17 protein-coding genes are annotated in these 15,605 nt (G+C 73.7%); 2 read left to right on the top strand and 15 right to left on the bottom strand.

Going from position 1 to position 15,605, the window contains the following annotated elements; all coding sequences use genetic code 11:
- Positions 1-11: 11 nt before the first annotated feature.
- The 8 genes from HCC30_RS18135 to HCC30_RS18100 all read right to left on the bottom strand — a co-directional run bounded on the left by HCC30_RS18135 (position 12) and on the right by HCC30_RS18100 (position 7,467).
- A complete protein-coding gene (locus HCC30_RS18135) occupies positions 12-368 on the bottom strand; it encodes an MmcQ/YjbR family DNA-binding protein (protein ID WP_169443633.1) in 357 nt (118 codons plus the stop codon).
- A gap of 58 nt (positions 369-426) precedes the next feature.
- Complete coding sequence (locus tag HCC30_RS18130; RefSeq protein WP_169443632.1) at positions 427-1,785, bottom strand: hemolysin family protein; 1,359 nt, start codon at positions 1,783-1,785, stop codon at positions 427-429.
- Positions 1,782-2,282, bottom strand: a complete 501-nt coding sequence (gene ybeY, locus HCC30_RS18125) for an rRNA maturation RNase YbeY (RefSeq protein WP_169443631.1) — start codon at positions 2,280-2,282, stop codon at positions 1,782-1,784. Before ybeY ends, HCC30_RS18130 begins: the two co-directional genes overlap by 4 nt.
- A gap of 13 nt (positions 2,283-2,295) precedes the next feature.
- On the bottom strand, positions 2,296-3,396 hold the full coding sequence (locus HCC30_RS18120) for a PhoH family protein (protein WP_240979689.1): 1,101 nt from the start codon (positions 3,394-3,396) through the stop codon (positions 2,296-2,298).
- A 158-nt stretch (positions 3,397-3,554) separates the two neighbouring features.
- Entirely contained in the window at positions 3,555-4,625 is a 1,071-nt protein-coding gene (locus tag HCC30_RS18115) for a PfkB family carbohydrate kinase (protein WP_346776689.1), read from the bottom strand.
- Between the two features lie 234 nt (positions 4,626-4,859).
- The gene (locus HCC30_RS18110; RefSeq protein ID WP_169443629.1) at positions 4,860-5,612 is read right to left on the bottom strand and encodes a methyltransferase domain-containing protein; all 753 of its coding nucleotides are present in this window, start codon (positions 5,610-5,612) and stop codon (positions 4,860-4,862) included.
- Between the two features lie 140 nt (positions 5,613-5,752).
- Positions 5,753-6,382: an MBL fold metallo-hydrolase gene (locus HCC30_RS18105; RefSeq protein ID WP_169443628.1), complete on the bottom strand. Its 630-nt coding sequence runs from the start codon at positions 6,380-6,382 to the stop codon at positions 5,753-5,755.
- Positions 6,382-7,467, bottom strand: coding sequence for an S-(hydroxymethyl)mycothiol dehydrogenase (locus HCC30_RS18100; RefSeq protein WP_169443627.1), 1,086 nt, complete (start codon positions 7,465-7,467; stop codon positions 6,382-6,384). Before HCC30_RS18100 ends, HCC30_RS18105 begins: the two co-directional genes overlap by 1 nt.
- 333 nt (positions 7,468-7,800) lie before the next feature.
- Here HCC30_RS18100 and HCC30_RS18095 point away from each other — a divergent pair, with 333 nt between their 5' ends.
- A complete protein-coding gene (locus HCC30_RS18095) occupies positions 7,801-8,619 on the top strand; it encodes an HAD family acid phosphatase (RefSeq protein WP_169443626.1) in 819 nt (272 codons plus the stop codon).
- A gap of 93 nt (positions 8,620-8,712) precedes the next feature.
- Positions 8,713-9,684 (top strand): pyridoxal-phosphate dependent enzyme, encoded by a 972-nt coding sequence (locus tag HCC30_RS18090; protein ID WP_169443625.1) that lies wholly within the window; start codon positions 8,713-8,715, stop codon positions 9,682-9,684.
- Between the two features lie 80 nt (positions 9,685-9,764).
- Here HCC30_RS18090 and HCC30_RS18085 read toward each other — a convergent pair whose 3' ends face one another.
- The 7 genes from HCC30_RS18085 to HCC30_RS18055 form a co-directional block, all read right to left on the bottom strand.
- Complete coding sequence (locus HCC30_RS18085; RefSeq protein ID WP_169443624.1) at positions 9,765-11,033, bottom strand: FAD-dependent oxidoreductase; 1,269 nt, start codon at positions 11,031-11,033, stop codon at positions 9,765-9,767.
- On the bottom strand, positions 11,030-11,224 hold the full coding sequence (locus HCC30_RS18080) for a ferredoxin (RefSeq protein ID WP_169443623.1): 195 nt from the start codon (positions 11,222-11,224) through the stop codon (positions 11,030-11,032). Before HCC30_RS18080 ends, HCC30_RS18085 begins: the two co-directional genes overlap by 4 nt.
- Positions 11,225-11,275: 51 nt before the next feature.
- The gene (locus tag HCC30_RS18075; protein ID WP_169443622.1) at positions 11,276-12,496 is read right to left on the bottom strand and encodes a cytochrome P450; all 1,221 of its coding nucleotides are present in this window, start codon (positions 12,494-12,496) and stop codon (positions 11,276-11,278) included.
- A 161-nt stretch (positions 12,497-12,657) separates the two neighbouring features.
- Positions 12,658-13,338 (bottom strand): TetR/AcrR family transcriptional regulator, encoded by a 681-nt coding sequence (locus HCC30_RS18070; RefSeq protein ID WP_346776678.1) that lies wholly within the window; start codon positions 13,336-13,338, stop codon positions 12,658-12,660.
- Positions 13,335-14,228 (bottom strand): alpha/beta hydrolase, encoded by an 894-nt coding sequence (locus tag HCC30_RS18065; protein ID WP_169443621.1) that lies wholly within the window; start codon positions 14,226-14,228, stop codon positions 13,335-13,337. Before HCC30_RS18065 ends, HCC30_RS18070 begins: the two co-directional genes overlap by 4 nt.
- 25 nt (positions 14,229-14,253) lie before the next feature.
- The gene (locus tag HCC30_RS18060) at positions 14,254-15,174 is read right to left on the bottom strand and encodes a ribonuclease Z (protein WP_169443620.1); all 921 of its coding nucleotides are present in this window, start codon (positions 15,172-15,174) and stop codon (positions 14,254-14,256) included.
- Between the two features lie 13 nt (positions 15,175-15,187).
- Positions 15,188-15,565: a histidine triad nucleotide-binding protein gene (locus HCC30_RS18055; RefSeq protein ID WP_169443619.1), complete on the bottom strand. Its 378-nt coding sequence runs from the start codon at positions 15,563-15,565 to the stop codon at positions 15,188-15,190.
- Positions 15,566-15,605: the final 40 nt, after the last annotated feature.

The following is a 15,605-nucleotide window of genomic DNA, read 5'->3' as shown; positions in this document are numbered from 1 at the left end:
CACCGGGGCCCTCAGGCGCGGTCGAGGCGGAGCCGTTCGGTCCGGGGCAGGCCGGCGACGACGAGGTCGTAGGAGTCCTCGATCATGTCGCGGAGCGTCCGGTCGTCGAGGGAGCCGTCGAGGGTGACGGTGTTCCAGTGCCGCTTGTTGAGGTGGTAGCCGGGGACGACGGCCGGGTGCGCCTCGCGCAGCTGCGCCGCCAGCTCGGGCTCGCACTTGAGGCTCACCCGCAGCGGCTCCCCGTCCAGCGCGCTGATCGCGAAGATCTTCCCCCCGACCTTGAAGACGGACATCTCGGGGGTGAACGGGAAGTCCTCGTACGCGCCGTTGAGTTCGAGGCAGCTCGCGCGCAGCTCGTCCGGTGTCATGCCCACAGGATGACACCGGCGGCCCGGGCCGGACGCCCGGGCCGCCGCGCCGGAGAACTCAGGCGCGGGACTCCGGCCCCTCCTCGCCGGGCTCCCGCCGCTCGCCGTCCGGCTCGTCCTCGGGGGAGGCGCGCACCGGCTCGACGAGGACGGTGACGATCCGGTTCCGCCGGCCCGCCGGGGCCTCGGCGGTGAGCCGGAGCGCGGTCAGCGTCGGGTCGGAGCGGTCCTCGGTGACGTCGACCGTGGCCCGCGCGCCCGCGATCGGCACCCGGCCGAGGGACTTCGCGAGCAGCCCGCCGACCGTCTCCACGTCCTCGTCGTCCAGGCCGACCAGGTCGTACAGCTCGCCCAGATCGCCGATGTCGAGGCGGGCGGTGACGCGGTAGCAGCCGTCGCCCAGCTCCTCGACGGGCGGCAGCTCGCGGTCGTACTCGTCGGTGATCTCGCCGACGATCTCCTCCAGGATGTCCTCGATCGTGACGACGCCGGCCGTGCCGCCGTACTCGTCGACGACGACCGCCACGTGGATGCGGTCCTGCTGCATCTCGCGCAGCAGGTCGCCCGCGTTCTTGGTGTCCGGGACGAAGGCGGCGGGGCGCATCGCGGTGGACACCAGCTCGCTCTCGGCGTCCCGGCTGATGTGCACCTTGCGGGCCAGGTCCTTGAGGTAGACGACGCCGACGACGTCGTCCTCGCTCTCGCCCACCACCGGGATGCGGGAGAAGCCGGAGCGCAGGGCCAGCGTCAGTGCCTGGCGGATCGTCTTGAACCGCTCGATGGTGATCAGATCCGTACGCGGGACCATCACCTCGCGCACCAGGGTGTCGCCGAGCTGGAAGACGGAGTGCACCATCTTCCGCTCCTCCGCCTCGATCAGCGACTCCTGCTCGGCGAGGTCGACCATGGCGCGCAGCTCGGCCTCGCTCGCGAACGGGCCCTTGCGGAAGCCCTTGCCGGGCGTGAGCGCGTTGCCCAGCAGGATCAGCAGCTGCGGAACGGGGCCGAGGATGCGGGCCAGCGGCACCAGCACATAACTCGCGGCCGTGGCCGTGTTCAGCGCGTGCTGGCGGCCGATGGTGCGCGGCGAGACGCCGATGGCCACATAGCTGACCAGCACCATCACCGCGATGGCGACCGTCAGCGCCTCCCACGTCTCGGCGAAGACACCCAGGAACGCGTACGTGACGATCGCGCCCGCGGCCACCTCGCAGGCGACCCGGACCAGCAGCGCCAGGTTCAGATAGCGGGTCGGGTCGGCGGCGACGACCGCCAGCCGCTCGGCCCCGCGCCGCCCCTGGCGCACCGCCTCCTCCGCGCGGTAGCTCGTCGTACGGGCCAGGCCCGCCTCCGCGGAGGCGGCGAGCCAGGCCACCACGACCAGCAGGACCGCGGAAGCGATCAGCTGGACGTTCACGAGGTCGTCGTGGGGGCCGGTGACGGACCCTCCAGGCCGTGCTCCGCACGCCAGCCGTCGACGATCGCCGACTGGAGGCCGAACATCTCGGCCTTCTCGCCCGGCTCCTCGTGGTCGTACCCGAGCAGGTGCAGCACGCCGTGCACGGTGAGCAGCTGGAGCTCCTCGTCCATGGAGTGCTGGGTCGGTGCGTCGGCGCCCTGCCGCTCGGCGACCTCGGGGCACAGCACGATGTCGCCGAGCAGGCCCTCGGGCGGCTCGTCCTCGTCCCGCTCGGGCGGGCGGAGCTCGTCCATCGGGAAGGACATGACGTCCGTGGGGCCCGGCAGGTCCATCCACTGGATGTGCAGCTGCTCCATGGCGTCGCTGTCGACGACGATCACCGAGAGCTCGGAGAGCGGGTGGATGCGCATCCGCGTCAGCGCGTAACGGGCGATGTCGAGGATCGCCTGCTCGTCGACCTCGCGGCCGGATTCGTTGTTGACGTCGATCGCCATGATGTTCTTGTCTTCAGCGCTTTCCGTTGCTGGGACCGGCACCGCTGCCGGTTCTCTTGTGGCCGTCGGACCCGGAACCGGCCGGTGCGGCGCCGTTGGACGTGCCGTGGCTGTCGTCGTACCGGTCGTAGGCGTCGACGATACGGCCGACGAGCTTGTGCCGGACGACGTCGGTGCTGGTCAGCTCCGAGAAGTGGACGTCCTCGACGCCCTGCAGGATCTCCCGCACCTGACGCAGGCCGCTCTTGGTGCCGCCCGGCAGGTCGATCTGCGTCACGTCACCGGTGACGACGATCTTCGAGTCGAAGCCGAGCCGGGTGAGGAACATCTTCATCTGCTCGGGGCTGGTGTTCTGCGCCTCGTCGAGAATGATGAACGCGTCATTGAGCGTGCGGCCCCGCATGTACGCCAGCGGCGCCACCTCGATCGTGCCCGCGGCCATCAGGCGCGGGATCGAGTCGGGGTCGAGCATGTCGTGCAGCGCGTCGTAGAGCGGGCGCAGATACGGGTCGATCTTCTCGTAGAGGGTGCCGGGCAGGAAGCCCAGCCGCTCCCCCGCCTCGACCGCGGGGCGGGTCAGGATGATGCGGTTGACCTGCTTCGCCTGGAGGGCCTGCACGGCCTTCGCCATCGCCAGGTACGTCTTGCCCGTACCGGCGGGGCCGATGCCGAAGACGACGGTGTGCTTGTCGATGGCGTCGACATAGCGCTTCTGGTTGAGCGTCTTGGGGCGGATCGTCCGGCCGCGGTTGGACAGGATGTTCTGGGTGAGCACCTCGGCCGGGGTCTCCTGCACGGCACCCGAGCCGCTCTCCTGCTCCCGCAGCATCGCGATGGACCGCTCCACCGCGTCCTCCGACATGGGCTGGCCGGTGCGGAGGACGAGCATCATCTCGTCGAACAGGCGCTGGATGAGGGCCACTTCCCCGGCCTCGCCCGTCGCGCTGATCTCGTTCCCCCGGACGTGGATGTCGGCGCCGGGGAAGGCCCTCTCGATCACGCGCAGGAGAGAGTCTCCGGAACCCAGCACCGTCACCATCGGGTGCTTGGCGGGGACAGTGAAGCGGGCTGTCGCCTGCGGCGATTCCGCCTGGTTCGTCGTTGTCTGCGTCATGGGCGGCCTGAAGGCCCTGCTCATCCCTCTCTCACTCGAGGAGCCGCGTCGCGTTCGGCGCCTGGGCCATCCAGCCTACGACGCGCCTGTGACACAGCAGAACGCAATTCCCGCTCCCCGTATGCCCGCCCGCGCCCGGGCGCACCGGGGAGCGCGGGTCAGGAGTGGCGGAAGCCGATGGTGGGGACGGCCCGGCGGAGCGGCGCGGGGCGGGTGCAGCCCCGCAGGAGCGCGTCGAGGAAGGCGTACCGGGCCCGCTCCCCGGGCGGGAGGCCGCCGCCGCCCTCCCCGGTGCCGTACCACCAGCCCGCGATCTCCGCCCAGCCCGGAGCCGACTGGGAGCCGCCGAACTCCTGCACCGAGAGCGAGGCCGTGAGCCCCGCGAAGGCCAGCCGGTCCGCGAGCGGCCAGCCCGCGAGGGCGCCGGTGACGTAGCCCGCGACGAAGACGTCCCCGGCGCCCGTGGTGTCCAGCGCCTCGACCGGGACGGCGGGGACCTCGGCGCTCTCGCCGGTGCGCCCGTCCACGGCGTAACTGCCGCCCGGGCCGAGGGTGACGACGGCGACGGGGACGTGCCGGGTGAGCGCGTGGGCGGCGGCGCGGGGGCAGTCGGTGCCGGTGTAGCGCATCGCCTCCTCCGCGTTGGGCAGGAAGGCCTCGCAGTGCGCGAGGTCGGGCAGCTCGGCCAGGTCCCAGCGGCCGGTGTCGTCCCAGCCGACGTCGGCGAAGACGCGGCTGCCCCGGCGGGCCGCGGTGGCCACCCACTCCTGGGTGTCGCCGGGGACGAGCGAGGCGACGCAGGCACGGGCCGGCGGCGGGCAGCCGGGGGCCTGCGGGTCATAGGCGGTGGCGGCCTCCCTGGGCGGGGCCGCGTGCCCGTGCGAGACCATGGTGCGCTCGCCCTCGTACGCCATGGAGACGGTGACGGGCGAGTGCCAGCCGGGGACGGTGTGCGAGGCGGCGAGGTCGATGCCCTCGCCGCGGCCGAGCGCCTCGCGGCAGAAGTCGCCGTACATGTCGTCGCCGAAGGCGGCGGCGAGCGAGGTGCGCAGCCCGAGCCGGGAGAGCGCGGCGGCCATGTTGGCGACGCCGCCGGGGCTGGAGCCCATGCCGCGCGCCCAGGACTCGGTGCCGCGTACGGGGGCCGAGTCGAGGCCGGTGAAGATGATGTCGAGGAAGACCGTTCCGGTCAGGTAGACGTCGCAGGCCGGGTCGCCGGGGCCGCGCACGGCGGCGAGCGGGTCGAACCCGGCGTGCGGCGCCCCGCCGCACTCCGGGGAGCCGCCGTCCGTGGGGTTCCCGTCCCGGGGTGTCCTGCCGTTGCCCGTGCTCACCGTGCGCTCCCGTTCCGTGCCACGCCTGGCCGCCACACACCTGGCCGCCACACCTGAGGACAGGTGTACCCCGTCCGGCCACCGGCGGGCCAGCACCGGCCGGGAGCCGGGCCGGTGCCGGGCGGCGGCTCAGCGGGTGGGACGGAGGACGAAGGCGCCCCAGCCGAGGACGTCGCGCCCGTGCGCGAGGTGGGAGGAGCGGGACTGGCGGAGGAAGGTGCGCATGTCGGCGGCGTCGGGCGAGTCCGGGTTGGCGAGCAGCCAGTCGCTGATGGTGCGCCACTGGGAGGCGACGTACCGGTCCCAGCTGTCGCCGTCGGCGAGGACCATCTCGATCAGTTCGAAGCCGGCGGCCTCGAACCGCGCGTCGGTGCCGATCAGGTCCGCGTAGTCGTCGCGCTCCAGGCCGAGGGTCTCGCACGCCTCGTCGGACGGCTCGGCCTTCCAGTAGACCTCGCCGACGACGACTGTCCCGCCTGGGCGGAGGGAGCGGCGCATCAGGTCGAGGGTGCCGCTCAGGCCGCCGCCGATCCAGGTGGCGCCGAGGCAGGTGACCAGGTCGAAGCCGGCGGCGTCCGGGCCGGTGGCCCGGTACTCCCCCGCGTCGCCGCGCTCGAAGGCGAGCCGGCCGGCGACGCCCAGCTCGGCGGCGCGCGCCGCGGCCGCGTCCAGGAACACCTTGCTGATGTCGACGCCGACGCCGCTCGTCCCGTACTCCTGTGCCCAGCGGGCGCCCAACTCGCCCTTCCCGCAGGCCAGATCGAGGTGCCGCTGTCCCTCGCGGGGACGGACGGCCTCGCCGAGGGTCCGCAGCTTGTCCTCGGTGAGCGGGTTGAGCAGACGGCTCCGGGCTTCGGCGATCTCGTGGTGGCGCAGGGACACGCGGGGTTCCTCTCGGCGGCGGACGGAACGGGGCGGACGCGGGCACGCCCCCGCCCACCCCAGCACAGCACGGCGCCCCGGCACGCGGCGGGGCGGCCCGTACCCGACGGACCGCCCCGGTTTCCTGCCGCGCCCGGCTGTCAGTGCCCGCGGTCCAGCCACTCCTGGACGTGCGGGGCCTCGTCCCCGATCGTCGTGGAGTCGCCGTGCCCGGTGCGGACGACCGTCTCGGGCGGGAGGGTGAGCAGCCGTTCGCGGATGGAGCGGACGATGGTCGGGAAGTCCGAGAAGGACCGTCCGGTGGCCCCGGGGCCGCCCTGGAAGAGCGTGTCCCCGGTGAAGACGGTGCCGAGCCCGGGCGCGTAGACGCTGACGGCGCCGGGCGCGTGGCCCGGGGTGTGCAGCACCGAGAGTTCGGTGCCCGCGATGTCGATGACCTGGTCGTCCTCCAGCGAGGCGTCCGGGGAGCGGTCCGGGTGGGTCAGCTTCCACAGCGGCAGGTCGTCGTCGTGCAGCAGGACGGGGGCCCCGGTGCGGTCGGCGAGCGCGGGTGCGGCGTCGATGTGGTCGTCGTGCCCGTGCGTGCACAGGATGGCGCGCAGGGTGCGGCCGTCCAGGGCGCGGTAGATGAGCTCGGCGTCGTGCGCCGCGTCGATGACGATCGCCTCGTCGTCGTTGCCGACGATCCAGACGTTGTTGTCGACCTCCCAGGTGCCCCCGTCGAGGGAGAAGGTGCCGGAGGTGACGAGCTGGTCGATGCGGACGGCCATCAGAGCATCACCACCGAGCGGAGCACGTCGCCCTCGTGCATGCGCGCGAACGCCTTCTCGACGTCCCCGAGACCGATCCGCTCGGTGACGAAGGCGCCCAGGTCCAGGCGTCCCTGGCGGTAGAGGTCGATCAGCATGGGGAAGTCCCGCGAGGGCAGACAGTCGCCGTACCAGGAGGACTTGAGCGCTCCGCCGCGGCCGAAGACGTCCAGCAGCGGCAGTTCGAGCCGCATGTCGGGGGTGGGTACGCCGACGAGGACGACCGTGCCGGCCAAGTCCCGTGCGTAGAAGGCCTGTTCGTAGGTCTCGGGGCGGCCGACCGCCTCGATGACGACGTCCGCGCCGAAGCCCCCGGTCAGCTCCCGGATCGCCGCGACGGCGTCGGTGGCGCGGGAGTTGACGGTGTGGGTGGCGCCGATGGAGGCGGCGGTCTCCAGCTTCCGCTCGTCGATGTCGACGGCGATGACCCGCGCCGCGCCGGCCAGCCTGGCCCCGGCGATCGCCGCGTCGCCGACGCCGCCGCAGCCGATGACGGCGACGGTGTCGCCGCGGCCGACCTCACCGGTGTTGATCGCGGCGCCGATGCCCGCCATCACGCCGCAGCCGAGGAGCCCGGCGACGGCCGGGTCGGCCTCCGGATCGACCTTGGTGCACTGCCCGGCGGCGACCAGCGTCTTCTCCGCGAAGGCGCCGATGCCCAGCGCCGGCGAGAGCGCGGTGCCGTCGGTGAGCGTCATGGGCTGCCGGGCGTTGTGCGTGTCGAAGCAGTACTGCGGGCGGCCGCGGCGGCAGGCGCGGCACTGACCGCACACCGCACGCCAGTTGAGGACGACGAAGTCGCCGGGCGCGACCTCGTCCACGTCCTCGCCCACGGACTCCACGACGCCCGCGGCCTCGTGGCCGAGGAGGAAGGGGAACTCGTCGTTGATCCCGCCCTGCTTGTAGTGCAGGTCGGTGTGGCACACCCCGCACGCCTGGATCTTCACCACGGCCTCGCCCGGCCCCGGGTCGGGGACGACGATCGTCTCGACCCGTACCGGTTCGTCCTTGCCCGGCGCGATGACGCCCCGTACCTGCTGTGCCATTTACGGTCCTCCGTCTTCCGGCTGTACCTGCTGCGATCGCGGGCCGTGCGTCACCCCGCCCGGGCACGGGCCGTGGGTCCGGCGTGCTGCCCGGCGCCGCGGGTTCCGGTCCGGCACGTCCGGAACCCGGCGGCGCTTCGGCGACCAGCGCTTTCGCTGCGACCACTCTGCCGCCCGACGGGCCGTCAGTCGACCGACCTACCGCGAAAGATGACCTTTTGCAGGAAAGTACATCTCCGCGCGTAGACCCCGCTCGTGACCCCTGCTACGTTCCTCGGCGGCGCCCCGCGCCACACGTTCGGAACAGACCGTCTTCCCCGCACAGGAGCGCGCATGTCCCCTCGTACGTCCCGCCGCCCGCTGTCCGCACTGCCCCGCCGCGGCCGGATCGCCGCGGTCGGTGTCGCGGCCGTCCTCGCGGGCGGCGGGCTCTTCGGGGCCGGCCAGGCGACGGCCGGGAACGCCGTACCGGCCACCGACCGCGAGATACCGAACCTCGACACCGTCAAGGACCGCATCGAGGCGTACTACGGGGACGTCGAGACCGGCGACGGCGAGCACCACGCCTCGCCCCGGAGCAACTACGCGAAGCAGGTGCGCGGCATCGCCGACCGGGCGCGTACCGAGCTGGCGGGCGAGCTCGCCGCGCGCGGCGAGAAGCGGGACGACCGTCCCGCGATCGTGCTCGACGTCGACGACACCACGCTGCTCACCTACAACTTCGAGCGCCGCGTCGACTACGCCTTCTCCGACGAGGCCCAGGACGAGTACCTGCGCACCACCGACATGCCCGCCGTCTTCGGGATGCCGGAACTGGTCAACTGGGCGCACGACAAGGGCGTCGAGGTCTTCTTCCTCACCGGCCGCAAGGAGCACCAGCGCGACTGGAGCGTGCGGAACCTGAAGAACGCGGGCTACGAAGTGCCCACCGACCGGGGGCACTTCTTCCTCAAGGACGAGAAGAACCCGCCGCCGTACCTGGAGTGCGGCACGGACTGCACGACCGTCGAGTACAAGTCCGGCACGCGGGCGCACATCGAGTCCGGCGGCTACGACATCGTCGGCAGCTTCGGCGACCAGCACAGCGACCTGCGCGGCGGCCACGCCGAGCGGACGTACAAGCTGCCGAATCCGATGTACTACCTGCCCTGACGTCGGGTGTACTGGGTGCCGCACCTTCCGGCACGGCCCGCCGGGCCGTGCCGGGCACCGCACGTCGGAAGAGATGAAGGAGCACCCCGGCCCATGAGCAGCCCCACGCCTCCGGTCACGCTGGACGACGTCCGCGACGCCGCCGCCCGCCTGAAGGGCGTCGCCCACCGCACCCCGGTTCTCCAGTCCCGCACGCTGGACCGGCTGGTGGGGGCCGAGACGTTCCTGAAGTGCGAGAACTTCCAGCGGGTCGGCGCCTTCAAGTTCCGGGGCGCGTACCACGCCATTTCCCGGCTCTCGCCGCGGGAGCGGGCGCGCGGGGTCGCCACGTACTCCTCGGGGAACCACGCGCAGGCCGTCGCCCTGGCCGCCCGCGAGCTGGGCAGCAAGGCCGTCATCGTGATGCCCGAGGACGCCCCGCAGACGAAGCTCGACGCGACGCGGGGCTACGGCGCCGAGGTCATCACCTACGACCGGTACGCCGAGGACCGGGTCGCCATCGGCGAGCGGATCGCCGGGGAACAGGGCCTCACGGTGATCCCGCCGTACGACGACCCGCACGTCATGGCGGGCCAGGGCACGGTGGCGCTGGAGCTGCTGGAGGAGACGGGCGAACTGGGCGCGGTGCTGGCCCCGGTGGGCGGCGGCGGGCTGCTCGCGGGGACGGCGACGGCGGCGAAGGGCCTGCACCCGGACATCCGGGTGATCGGCGTCGAGCCCGAACTCGGCGACGACACCGCCCGTTCGCTGGCCGCCGGGCACCGCGTCTCGCTCGACGGGGTGCCGAAGACCATCGCGGACGGGCAGGGCGCGCTGACCCCCGGTGCGCTGACGTTCCCGGTCAACCAGCGGCTCGCGGAGGGGATTTCGCTGGTGAGCGACACCGAGATCCTCGCGGCGATGCGGCTGGCCTTCGAGCGGCTGAAGATCGTGATCGAGCCGAGCGGCGCGACCGCGCTGGCCGCCCTCCTCGCCGGCCACATCGACCCGCTCCCCGACCGCGTCGGCGTCATCATCTCCGGCGGCAACATCGGCATGACCCGCTTCACCGAACTGACCGCCTGACGGCGTTCCCCGCGCCCCGCAAAGGGGCGCGGGGAACGGCGCGAACAACCACGGTGCACCCCGCACCCCGCGACGCGCCCCTAGCCGACGACCTCGCGGACGCGCCCCCGCGCCTCGTCCCACGGCAACGGCGCCGCCACCACGCCCCGCAGGGCCCGCGTCACCCGCGGCGGAAGCCCGACGCCGACGACGCCCGTGGCGAGCCCGTCCCGCCCGTGCAGCGCGACCGCCCGGAGCGGGTCCTCGCCGAGCCGGAGCAGCTCGGCCCCGTCCCCGGCCAGCTCCCCGTACGCCTGGATCTTGAGCGCGTACTGGTCGGACCAGAAGTACGGCACGGGTGCGAACTCCCGCCGGGCGCCGAAGCGTTCGCCGTCCAGCTCGGCCAGCAGGTTGCGGGCCGCGGCCATGCCCTGCTCGGTGGCGTTCATCCGGTGCTCGACGCGCAGCGCGCGCCCGTGCACGGGGTGGTGCCAGCGCGCCACGTCGCCCGCCGCGTACAGGCCGGGCGCGGCGGCGCAGTACGCGTCGCAGCCGATGCCGTCGGCGAGGTCGAGGCCGTCCTCGCCGTCGAGCCAGCCGGTGGCGGGTTCGGAGCCGACGGCGACGAGCACGGTTTCGGCCGGCAGCGTCGTGCCGTCGTCCAGCCGCACGCCGGTGGCCCGGCCCCGCTCGGCCAGGACGGCGGCGACGCGACTGCCGGTGTGCAGGGCCACGCCCCGCCGCCGGTGCTCCTCGGCCAGCAGCCGTCCGGTGTCCTCGCCGAGGGTCCGCGCCATCGGGTGCGCGTCGGGCCCGACGAGGGCCACCTCGTGGCCCGACTCCCTTGCCACGGCCGCCGCTTCGGTGCCGAGGACGCCGGTGCCGACGACCACCAGGCGGTGCCCGGGGCCGGCCAGCCGGGCCCGCAGGCCGAGCGCGTCGTCGAGGGTCCGCAGCAGGTGCACGCCCTCGACGTCCGCTTCCCCGTCGCCGGGGAGCGTCCTGGCGCGCACGCCCGTGGCGGCGACGACGCCGGCGCAGTCGAGGACCGTCCCGTCGTCCAGCGCGAGGCGCCAGCCCGCACCGTCCGCGGCGCGGGTCAGGCGTTCGGCCCGGACGCCGAGGCGCAGGTCGAGGTCGAGCGTCCCGAGCTGTTCGGCGGAGCGCAGCGCCGTCCGCTCCGGCTCCCAGGCGCCGGAGAGCACCTGCTTGGACAGCGGCGGCCGGTCGTACGGGAGGTGCCGCTCGTCGCCGACGAGGGTGAGCGCGCCGTCCCAGCCGGTGCGGCGCAGGGTCTCGACGGCGGCGAGCCCGGCGGCCGAGGCGCCGACGACGGCGATCCGGCCCGTGCCGGGAGGCGCAGCCGTCATTCGCGCACCTCGATGACCGCGGCGGGGCAGAGGGCGGCGGCTTCGCGGACGGCGTCGTGCTGCTCGGCCGGCGGGGCGGCGTCGAGCAGTTCCACGACGCCGTCCTCCTCCCGCTGGTCGAAGACCTCGGGGGCGACGAGCACGCACTGACCGGCGGCGCAGCACTTGTCGGCGTCAAGGGTGATCTGCACGGTGAACTTCCTTACGGAATCAGGTGGTTGATGCTTGGACGTGAAGGGTTGTCACCAGGTGACAGGCAGTTCGTGGCAGCCGTAGATCGCCATGTCGGTGCGGAACGGTACTTCCTCCAGCGGGACCGCGGGCCGGAGTCCGGGAAGTCGTCGCAGCAACGTCCCGATGACGACCTGGAGTTCGGCGCGGGCCAGCGCCTGGCCCAGGCACTGGTGTATGCCGTAGCCGAACGCGACGTGGTGCTGCGCGTTGGGGCGGCAGACGTCGAGCCGGTCCGGGTCGGCGAAGGTCTCCCCGTCCCGGTTGGCCGCGGGCACGGCGACGACGACGCCCTCGCCCGCGCGGATCAGCTGCCCGCCCACCTCGACGTCCTCGGTGGCGGCGCGGCGCGGGCCGTTGCGGATGATGCTGTGGAAGCGCAGCAGTTCCTCGACGGCGCCCCGGATCAGCGAGGGATCCTCGCGCAGCCGGTCCGCGGTCTCCCGGTCGAGCATGAGGCTGAGGGCGCTGAGGCCGATCATGTTGGCGGTCGTCTCGTGCCCCGCGATGAGCAGCAGCGCGGCGAAGGAGACGACCTCCTCGTGGCTGAGCCCGCCCTCGTCGTACTGGTCGGTGAGCAGCCGGCTGAGGATGTCGTCGCCGCGCTCGGCCTCCTTGGACTTCACCAACGCACTGAGGTACGCGACGAGTTCACCGCGGGCCGTGGCGCGCTCCTCGTCCGGGACCTCGCGGGAGAGCAGCTTGCCGGTGAGCCGCTGGAACAGCTCGTGGTCCTCGTAGGGGACGCCGAGCAGCAGGCTGATGGCGAGCGAGGGCAGCGGCAGCGCGAGGGCCTCGACGAGGTCGACGGGGCGGTCGGCGGGCGCGGTGCGCTCCATGGCGTCGACCAGTTCGTCGGTGAAGCGCTGGAGCGTGGGGCGCAGCGCCTCGACCTTCTTGACCATGAACTCGCGGGTGACCATCCGGCGCAGCCGGGTGTGCTCCGGCGGGTCCATGCGGATGAAGCCGCGCGCCGCTCCGGAGACGGGCGCTCCGCCGGTCATGCCGCTGAGCGGGTATCCGGGACGGGTGGTGTCGGAGCTGAAGCGCTGGTCGCCGAGGACGGCGCGGGCGTCCGCGTACCGGGTGACGAGCCAGGCCCGGCCGCCGTCGGGCAGCGAGATCCGCGAGACGGGCTGTTCGGCGCGGAGGGCGTCGAGCCCGGCGGGCGGTTCGAAGGGACAGCCGGCCGGAGGCTCCACGGGCAGGGGCGCGGGGGCGAGGGCGTTCATGCCGCTCCTTGCGAGGCGAGGTTGAACTTACAGGCGTTAGCTTACGACTGTATCTGTAGGGCACACGTAAGCGGGGGCGGGTGAACTCCCGCCCCCGGAAAGGGAACAGCGCACGGTGTGCGGACACATCGGGCCGGGCCACACCCGTCCCGGCCGGGCGCTCAGCGCTCCAGCAGCAGGCCCAGCAGCTCGTCGACGTAGCCGTCCAGCCGCCCGGTGTCCTTCTGCCGCGGCATGACCTGCCACAGCGACACCCGCCCGTGCACCCCGGCCCACAGCACGTACGGCGCCTCGGCGCGCGTCCCGCGCACCCGCCAGCCCGCGTCCTCGCAGCGCTCCAGCGCCCGGTGCCAGCCGCGCAGCAGCATCCCCGCCGGGTGGTCGTGCAGCCGCTCGGAGTCGACGGGGGTCTGCCGGGTGTCGAACAGCAGGCGGTACTTCGCCGGGTTCTGCGCCGCGTAACGGCAGTACGTCCGCAGCTGCGCCCGCAGCCGCTCCACGGGCTCCTCCGGCGGCGCCGCGGCGCCGGCCTCCTCCATCGCGGCGGACAGCCGCTCGTAACTCAGCGCGAGCGTGGCCCACACCAGCTCGGTCTTGTCGGAGAAGTGCCGGTAGATGCTGGGCGCGGCGATCCCGACCTCGCGGGCGACCGCGCGGAGGGAGAGCGCGTCCTCGCTGCCGACCTGCTCCAGCAGCCGCTCCGTGGCCTGCAACAGCTCCTCGCGCAGCCGCTCCCCCTGGCCCCGCGGGTTCCTCGTACGCGGGGTCAGGGACGCGCCGTCCCCCTTCGGGGAGACCCGTCTGGTGCGCGGGGCGCCGGCGGCTTGTGTACGCTCGGTCACTCCCTCTCCTCCTCTCGCTCCGCGTCCACCGTATCCGCAGGCCGCGCGGGGTCCCGAGGCGTGCGGACGGCTCGGCCCAGGAACCCGGCGACGGCGCGGGCGACGCCGTCCGGGTCGTCGTCGTGCAGCCAGTGCCCGGCCCCCGGGAACTCCACGAGCCGGGTGCCCGGCCTGCGTCCGGCCATCTCCCGGGCCAGCGGCGCGGGCAGCAGCGTGCTCCGCCCGCCGCGCAGCACCAGCGCCGGGCAGCGCGAGCCGAGCCAGTCCGCCCACCAGTCACCGACGCCGCCCGCCTGCACCGCCGTCATCTCGTCCCAGTCGAACAGCAGCCGCACCCCGCCGGTGGCCTCGTCCCGGACCGCGCTCAGCAGGAAGTACCCGGCGTCCGGCACACCCCGCTCCGCCAGCGCCCCGGCGAGCGCCTCCCGCGAGGCGGCGGTACGGGGCCAGCCGCGGACGTCGAGCACCGGGTGCGCGATCTCCGGGCGGCGCATGACGGGGCCGACGTCCTCCACCACCAGCGCCGCGACCAGCTCCGGGTGCCGGGCGGCCAGCTGGTAGGCCGTGATGCCGCCCAGCGAGTGGCCCAGCACCGGCAGCGCCGCCCCGCCCGCCAGGTGCCGGAGCAGCGCGGCGGCGTCCGCCACGAAGGCGTCCCGCCCGAAGTCCCCGGCCGGTGCGCTCTCGCCGTGGCCGCGCTGGTCCGGGGCGAGGAAGCGGACGCGGCCGGCGAGCCGGCGCGCGAGCCCGTCGAAGACGGCGCCGCGGCCGAACGTGCCGTGCAGCGCGAGCAGCGGCACCCCCGCGCCGCCCGAGTCGTGCCAGACGAACCGGCGGCCGCCGATCCGCGCCTCGTTCCGGCCGGGTACGGAGGTGAGCGCGGGACCCATGGGGACGACCGTAACTCCCCCGGCGTCAGCGGCGCTTGGGCACCGGGACGCGCATCAGGTCCTCCGCGACGGTCAGTTCGCCCTCGAACCCGGCCTCGCGCGCCTGCGCGGCGAAGACGGCCATGTCGGAGTAACGCTGCGAGAAGTGCGTCAGCACCAGGCTCCGCACCCCCGACTCGGCCGCCACCCGCCCGGCCTGACCGGCCGTCAGGTGCCCGTACTCGCGGGCCAGCGGCTCGTCCTCGTCGGTGAACGTCGACTCGATGACGAGCATGTCGCAGCCCTCGGCCAGCGCGTACACCCCGTCGCACAGCCGGGTGTCCATCACGAACGCGAACCGCTGCCCCCGACGCGGCTCGCTGACCTCCTCCAGCCGCACGCCCCGCAGTTCGCCCTCGCGCTGGATGCGGGAGATGTCGGGCCCTGTGATGCCGCGCGCGGCCAGCTCCCCGGGCAGCATCCGGCGCGCGTCGGGCTCGGCCAGCCGGTAGCCGAACGCCTCGACGGGGTGCGAGAGCCGCTCGGCGGAGAGCGTGAACGGCGGCGCCTCCGGCTGCCCCGGGGAGGCCAGCACGCCGGGGGCGGCGACCGGTTCCTCCCGGATGTCGGCCGTCTCCCGGTAGGCCGTCGAATAGCGCAGCCGGTCGAAGAAGCGCTGACCGCTCGCCGGGTAGTGCGCGCGGACCGGATGCGGCACCCGGTCCAGGTTGATCCGCTGGACGACGCCCGCGAGCCCGAGCGAGTGGTCGCCGTGGAAGTGCGTGACGCAGATCCGCGTCAGGTCGTGCGCGGCGATACCCGCACGCATCATCTGCCGCTGCGTCCCCTCGCCGGGGTCGAAGAGCAGCCCCTGGCCGTCCCAGAGCAGCACGTAGCCGTTGTGGTTGCGGCGCCGGGTCGGGACCTGGCTCGCGGTGCCGAGGACGGCCAGTTCGCGTACGGACACAGGCTCAACCCGCTCAGCCGGGAGGCCAGTTGAGGCCGCGGCCGCCGAGCACGTGCGCGTGCACATGGAAGACGGTCTGGCCCACACCGGCGCCGGTGTTGAAGACGACGCGGTAGCCCGTACCGGGGTTGCCGTCCGCCGGGTCGAGCTTCTCGTCGTCCGCGACGTGGCCCGCCTCGCGCAGTATGTCGGCCATCAGCTGCGGGTCGGCGGCGGCCAGCGACGCCGCGTCCCGGTGGTGCGCCTTCGGGATCACCAGGACGTGGGTGGGCGCCTGGGGGTTGATGTCGCGGAACGCGACCGTCGTCTCCGTCTCCCGGACGACCGTCGCCGGGACCTCACCCGCGACGATCTTGCAGAACAGGCAGTCGGCCTGCGGTTCTCCAGCCATGCAGGGGATGCTACCCGCCGCTCTCCGACGGGCCGTTGCC

Source organism: Streptomyces sp. HNM0574, assembly GCF_012726235.1.
Classification (GTDB): Bacteria; Actinomycetota; Actinomycetes; order Streptomycetales; family Streptomycetaceae; genus Streptomyces.
This window is presented reverse-complemented; position numbering and strand designations above follow the sequence as displayed.

What these genes read in the sequence shown, in the direction of transcription:
- HCC30_RS18085 (WP_169443624.1), bottom strand. Translation starts at nt 11,033, where the DNA reads ATGACGGCTGCGCCTCCCGGCACGGGCCGGATCGCCGTCGTCGGCGCC.
- HCC30_RS18075 (WP_169443622.1), bottom strand. Translation starts at nt 12,496, where the DNA reads ATGAACGCCCTCGCCCCCGCGCCCCTGCCCGTGGAGCCTCCGGCCGGC.
- HCC30_RS18120 (WP_240979689.1), bottom strand. Translation starts at nt 3,396, where the DNA reads ATGACGCAGACAACGACGAACCAGGCGGAATCGCCGCAGGCGACAGCC.
- HCC30_RS18090 (WP_169443625.1), top strand. Translation starts at nt 8,713, where the DNA reads ATGAGCAGCCCCACGCCTCCGGTCACGCTGGACGACGTCCGCGACGCC.
- HCC30_RS18095 (WP_169443626.1), top strand. Translation starts at nt 7,801, where the DNA reads ATGTCCCCTCGTACGTCCCGCCGCCCGCTGTCCGCACTGCCCCGCCGC.
- ybeY (WP_169443631.1), bottom strand. Translation starts at nt 2,282, where the DNA reads ATGGCGATCGACGTCAACAACGAATCCGGCCGCGAGGTCGACGAGCAG.
- HCC30_RS18065 (WP_169443621.1), bottom strand. Translation starts at nt 14,228, where the DNA reads ATGGGTCCCGCGCTCACCTCCGTACCCGGCCGGAACGAGGCGCGGATC.
- HCC30_RS18055 (WP_169443619.1), bottom strand. Translation starts at nt 15,565, where the DNA reads ATGGCTGGAGAACCGCAGGCCGACTGCCTGTTCTGCAAGATCGTCGCG.
- HCC30_RS18100 (WP_169443627.1), bottom strand. Translation starts at nt 7,467, where the DNA reads ATGGCACAGCAGGTACGGGGCGTCATCGCGCCGGGCAAGGACGAACCG.
- HCC30_RS18105 (WP_169443628.1), bottom strand. Translation starts at nt 6,382, where the DNA reads ATGGCCGTCCGCATCGACCAGCTCGTCACCTCCGGCACCTTCTCCCTC.
- HCC30_RS18135 (WP_169443633.1), bottom strand. Translation starts at nt 368, where the DNA reads ATGACACCGGACGAGCTGCGCGCGAGCTGCCTCGAACTCAACGGCGCG.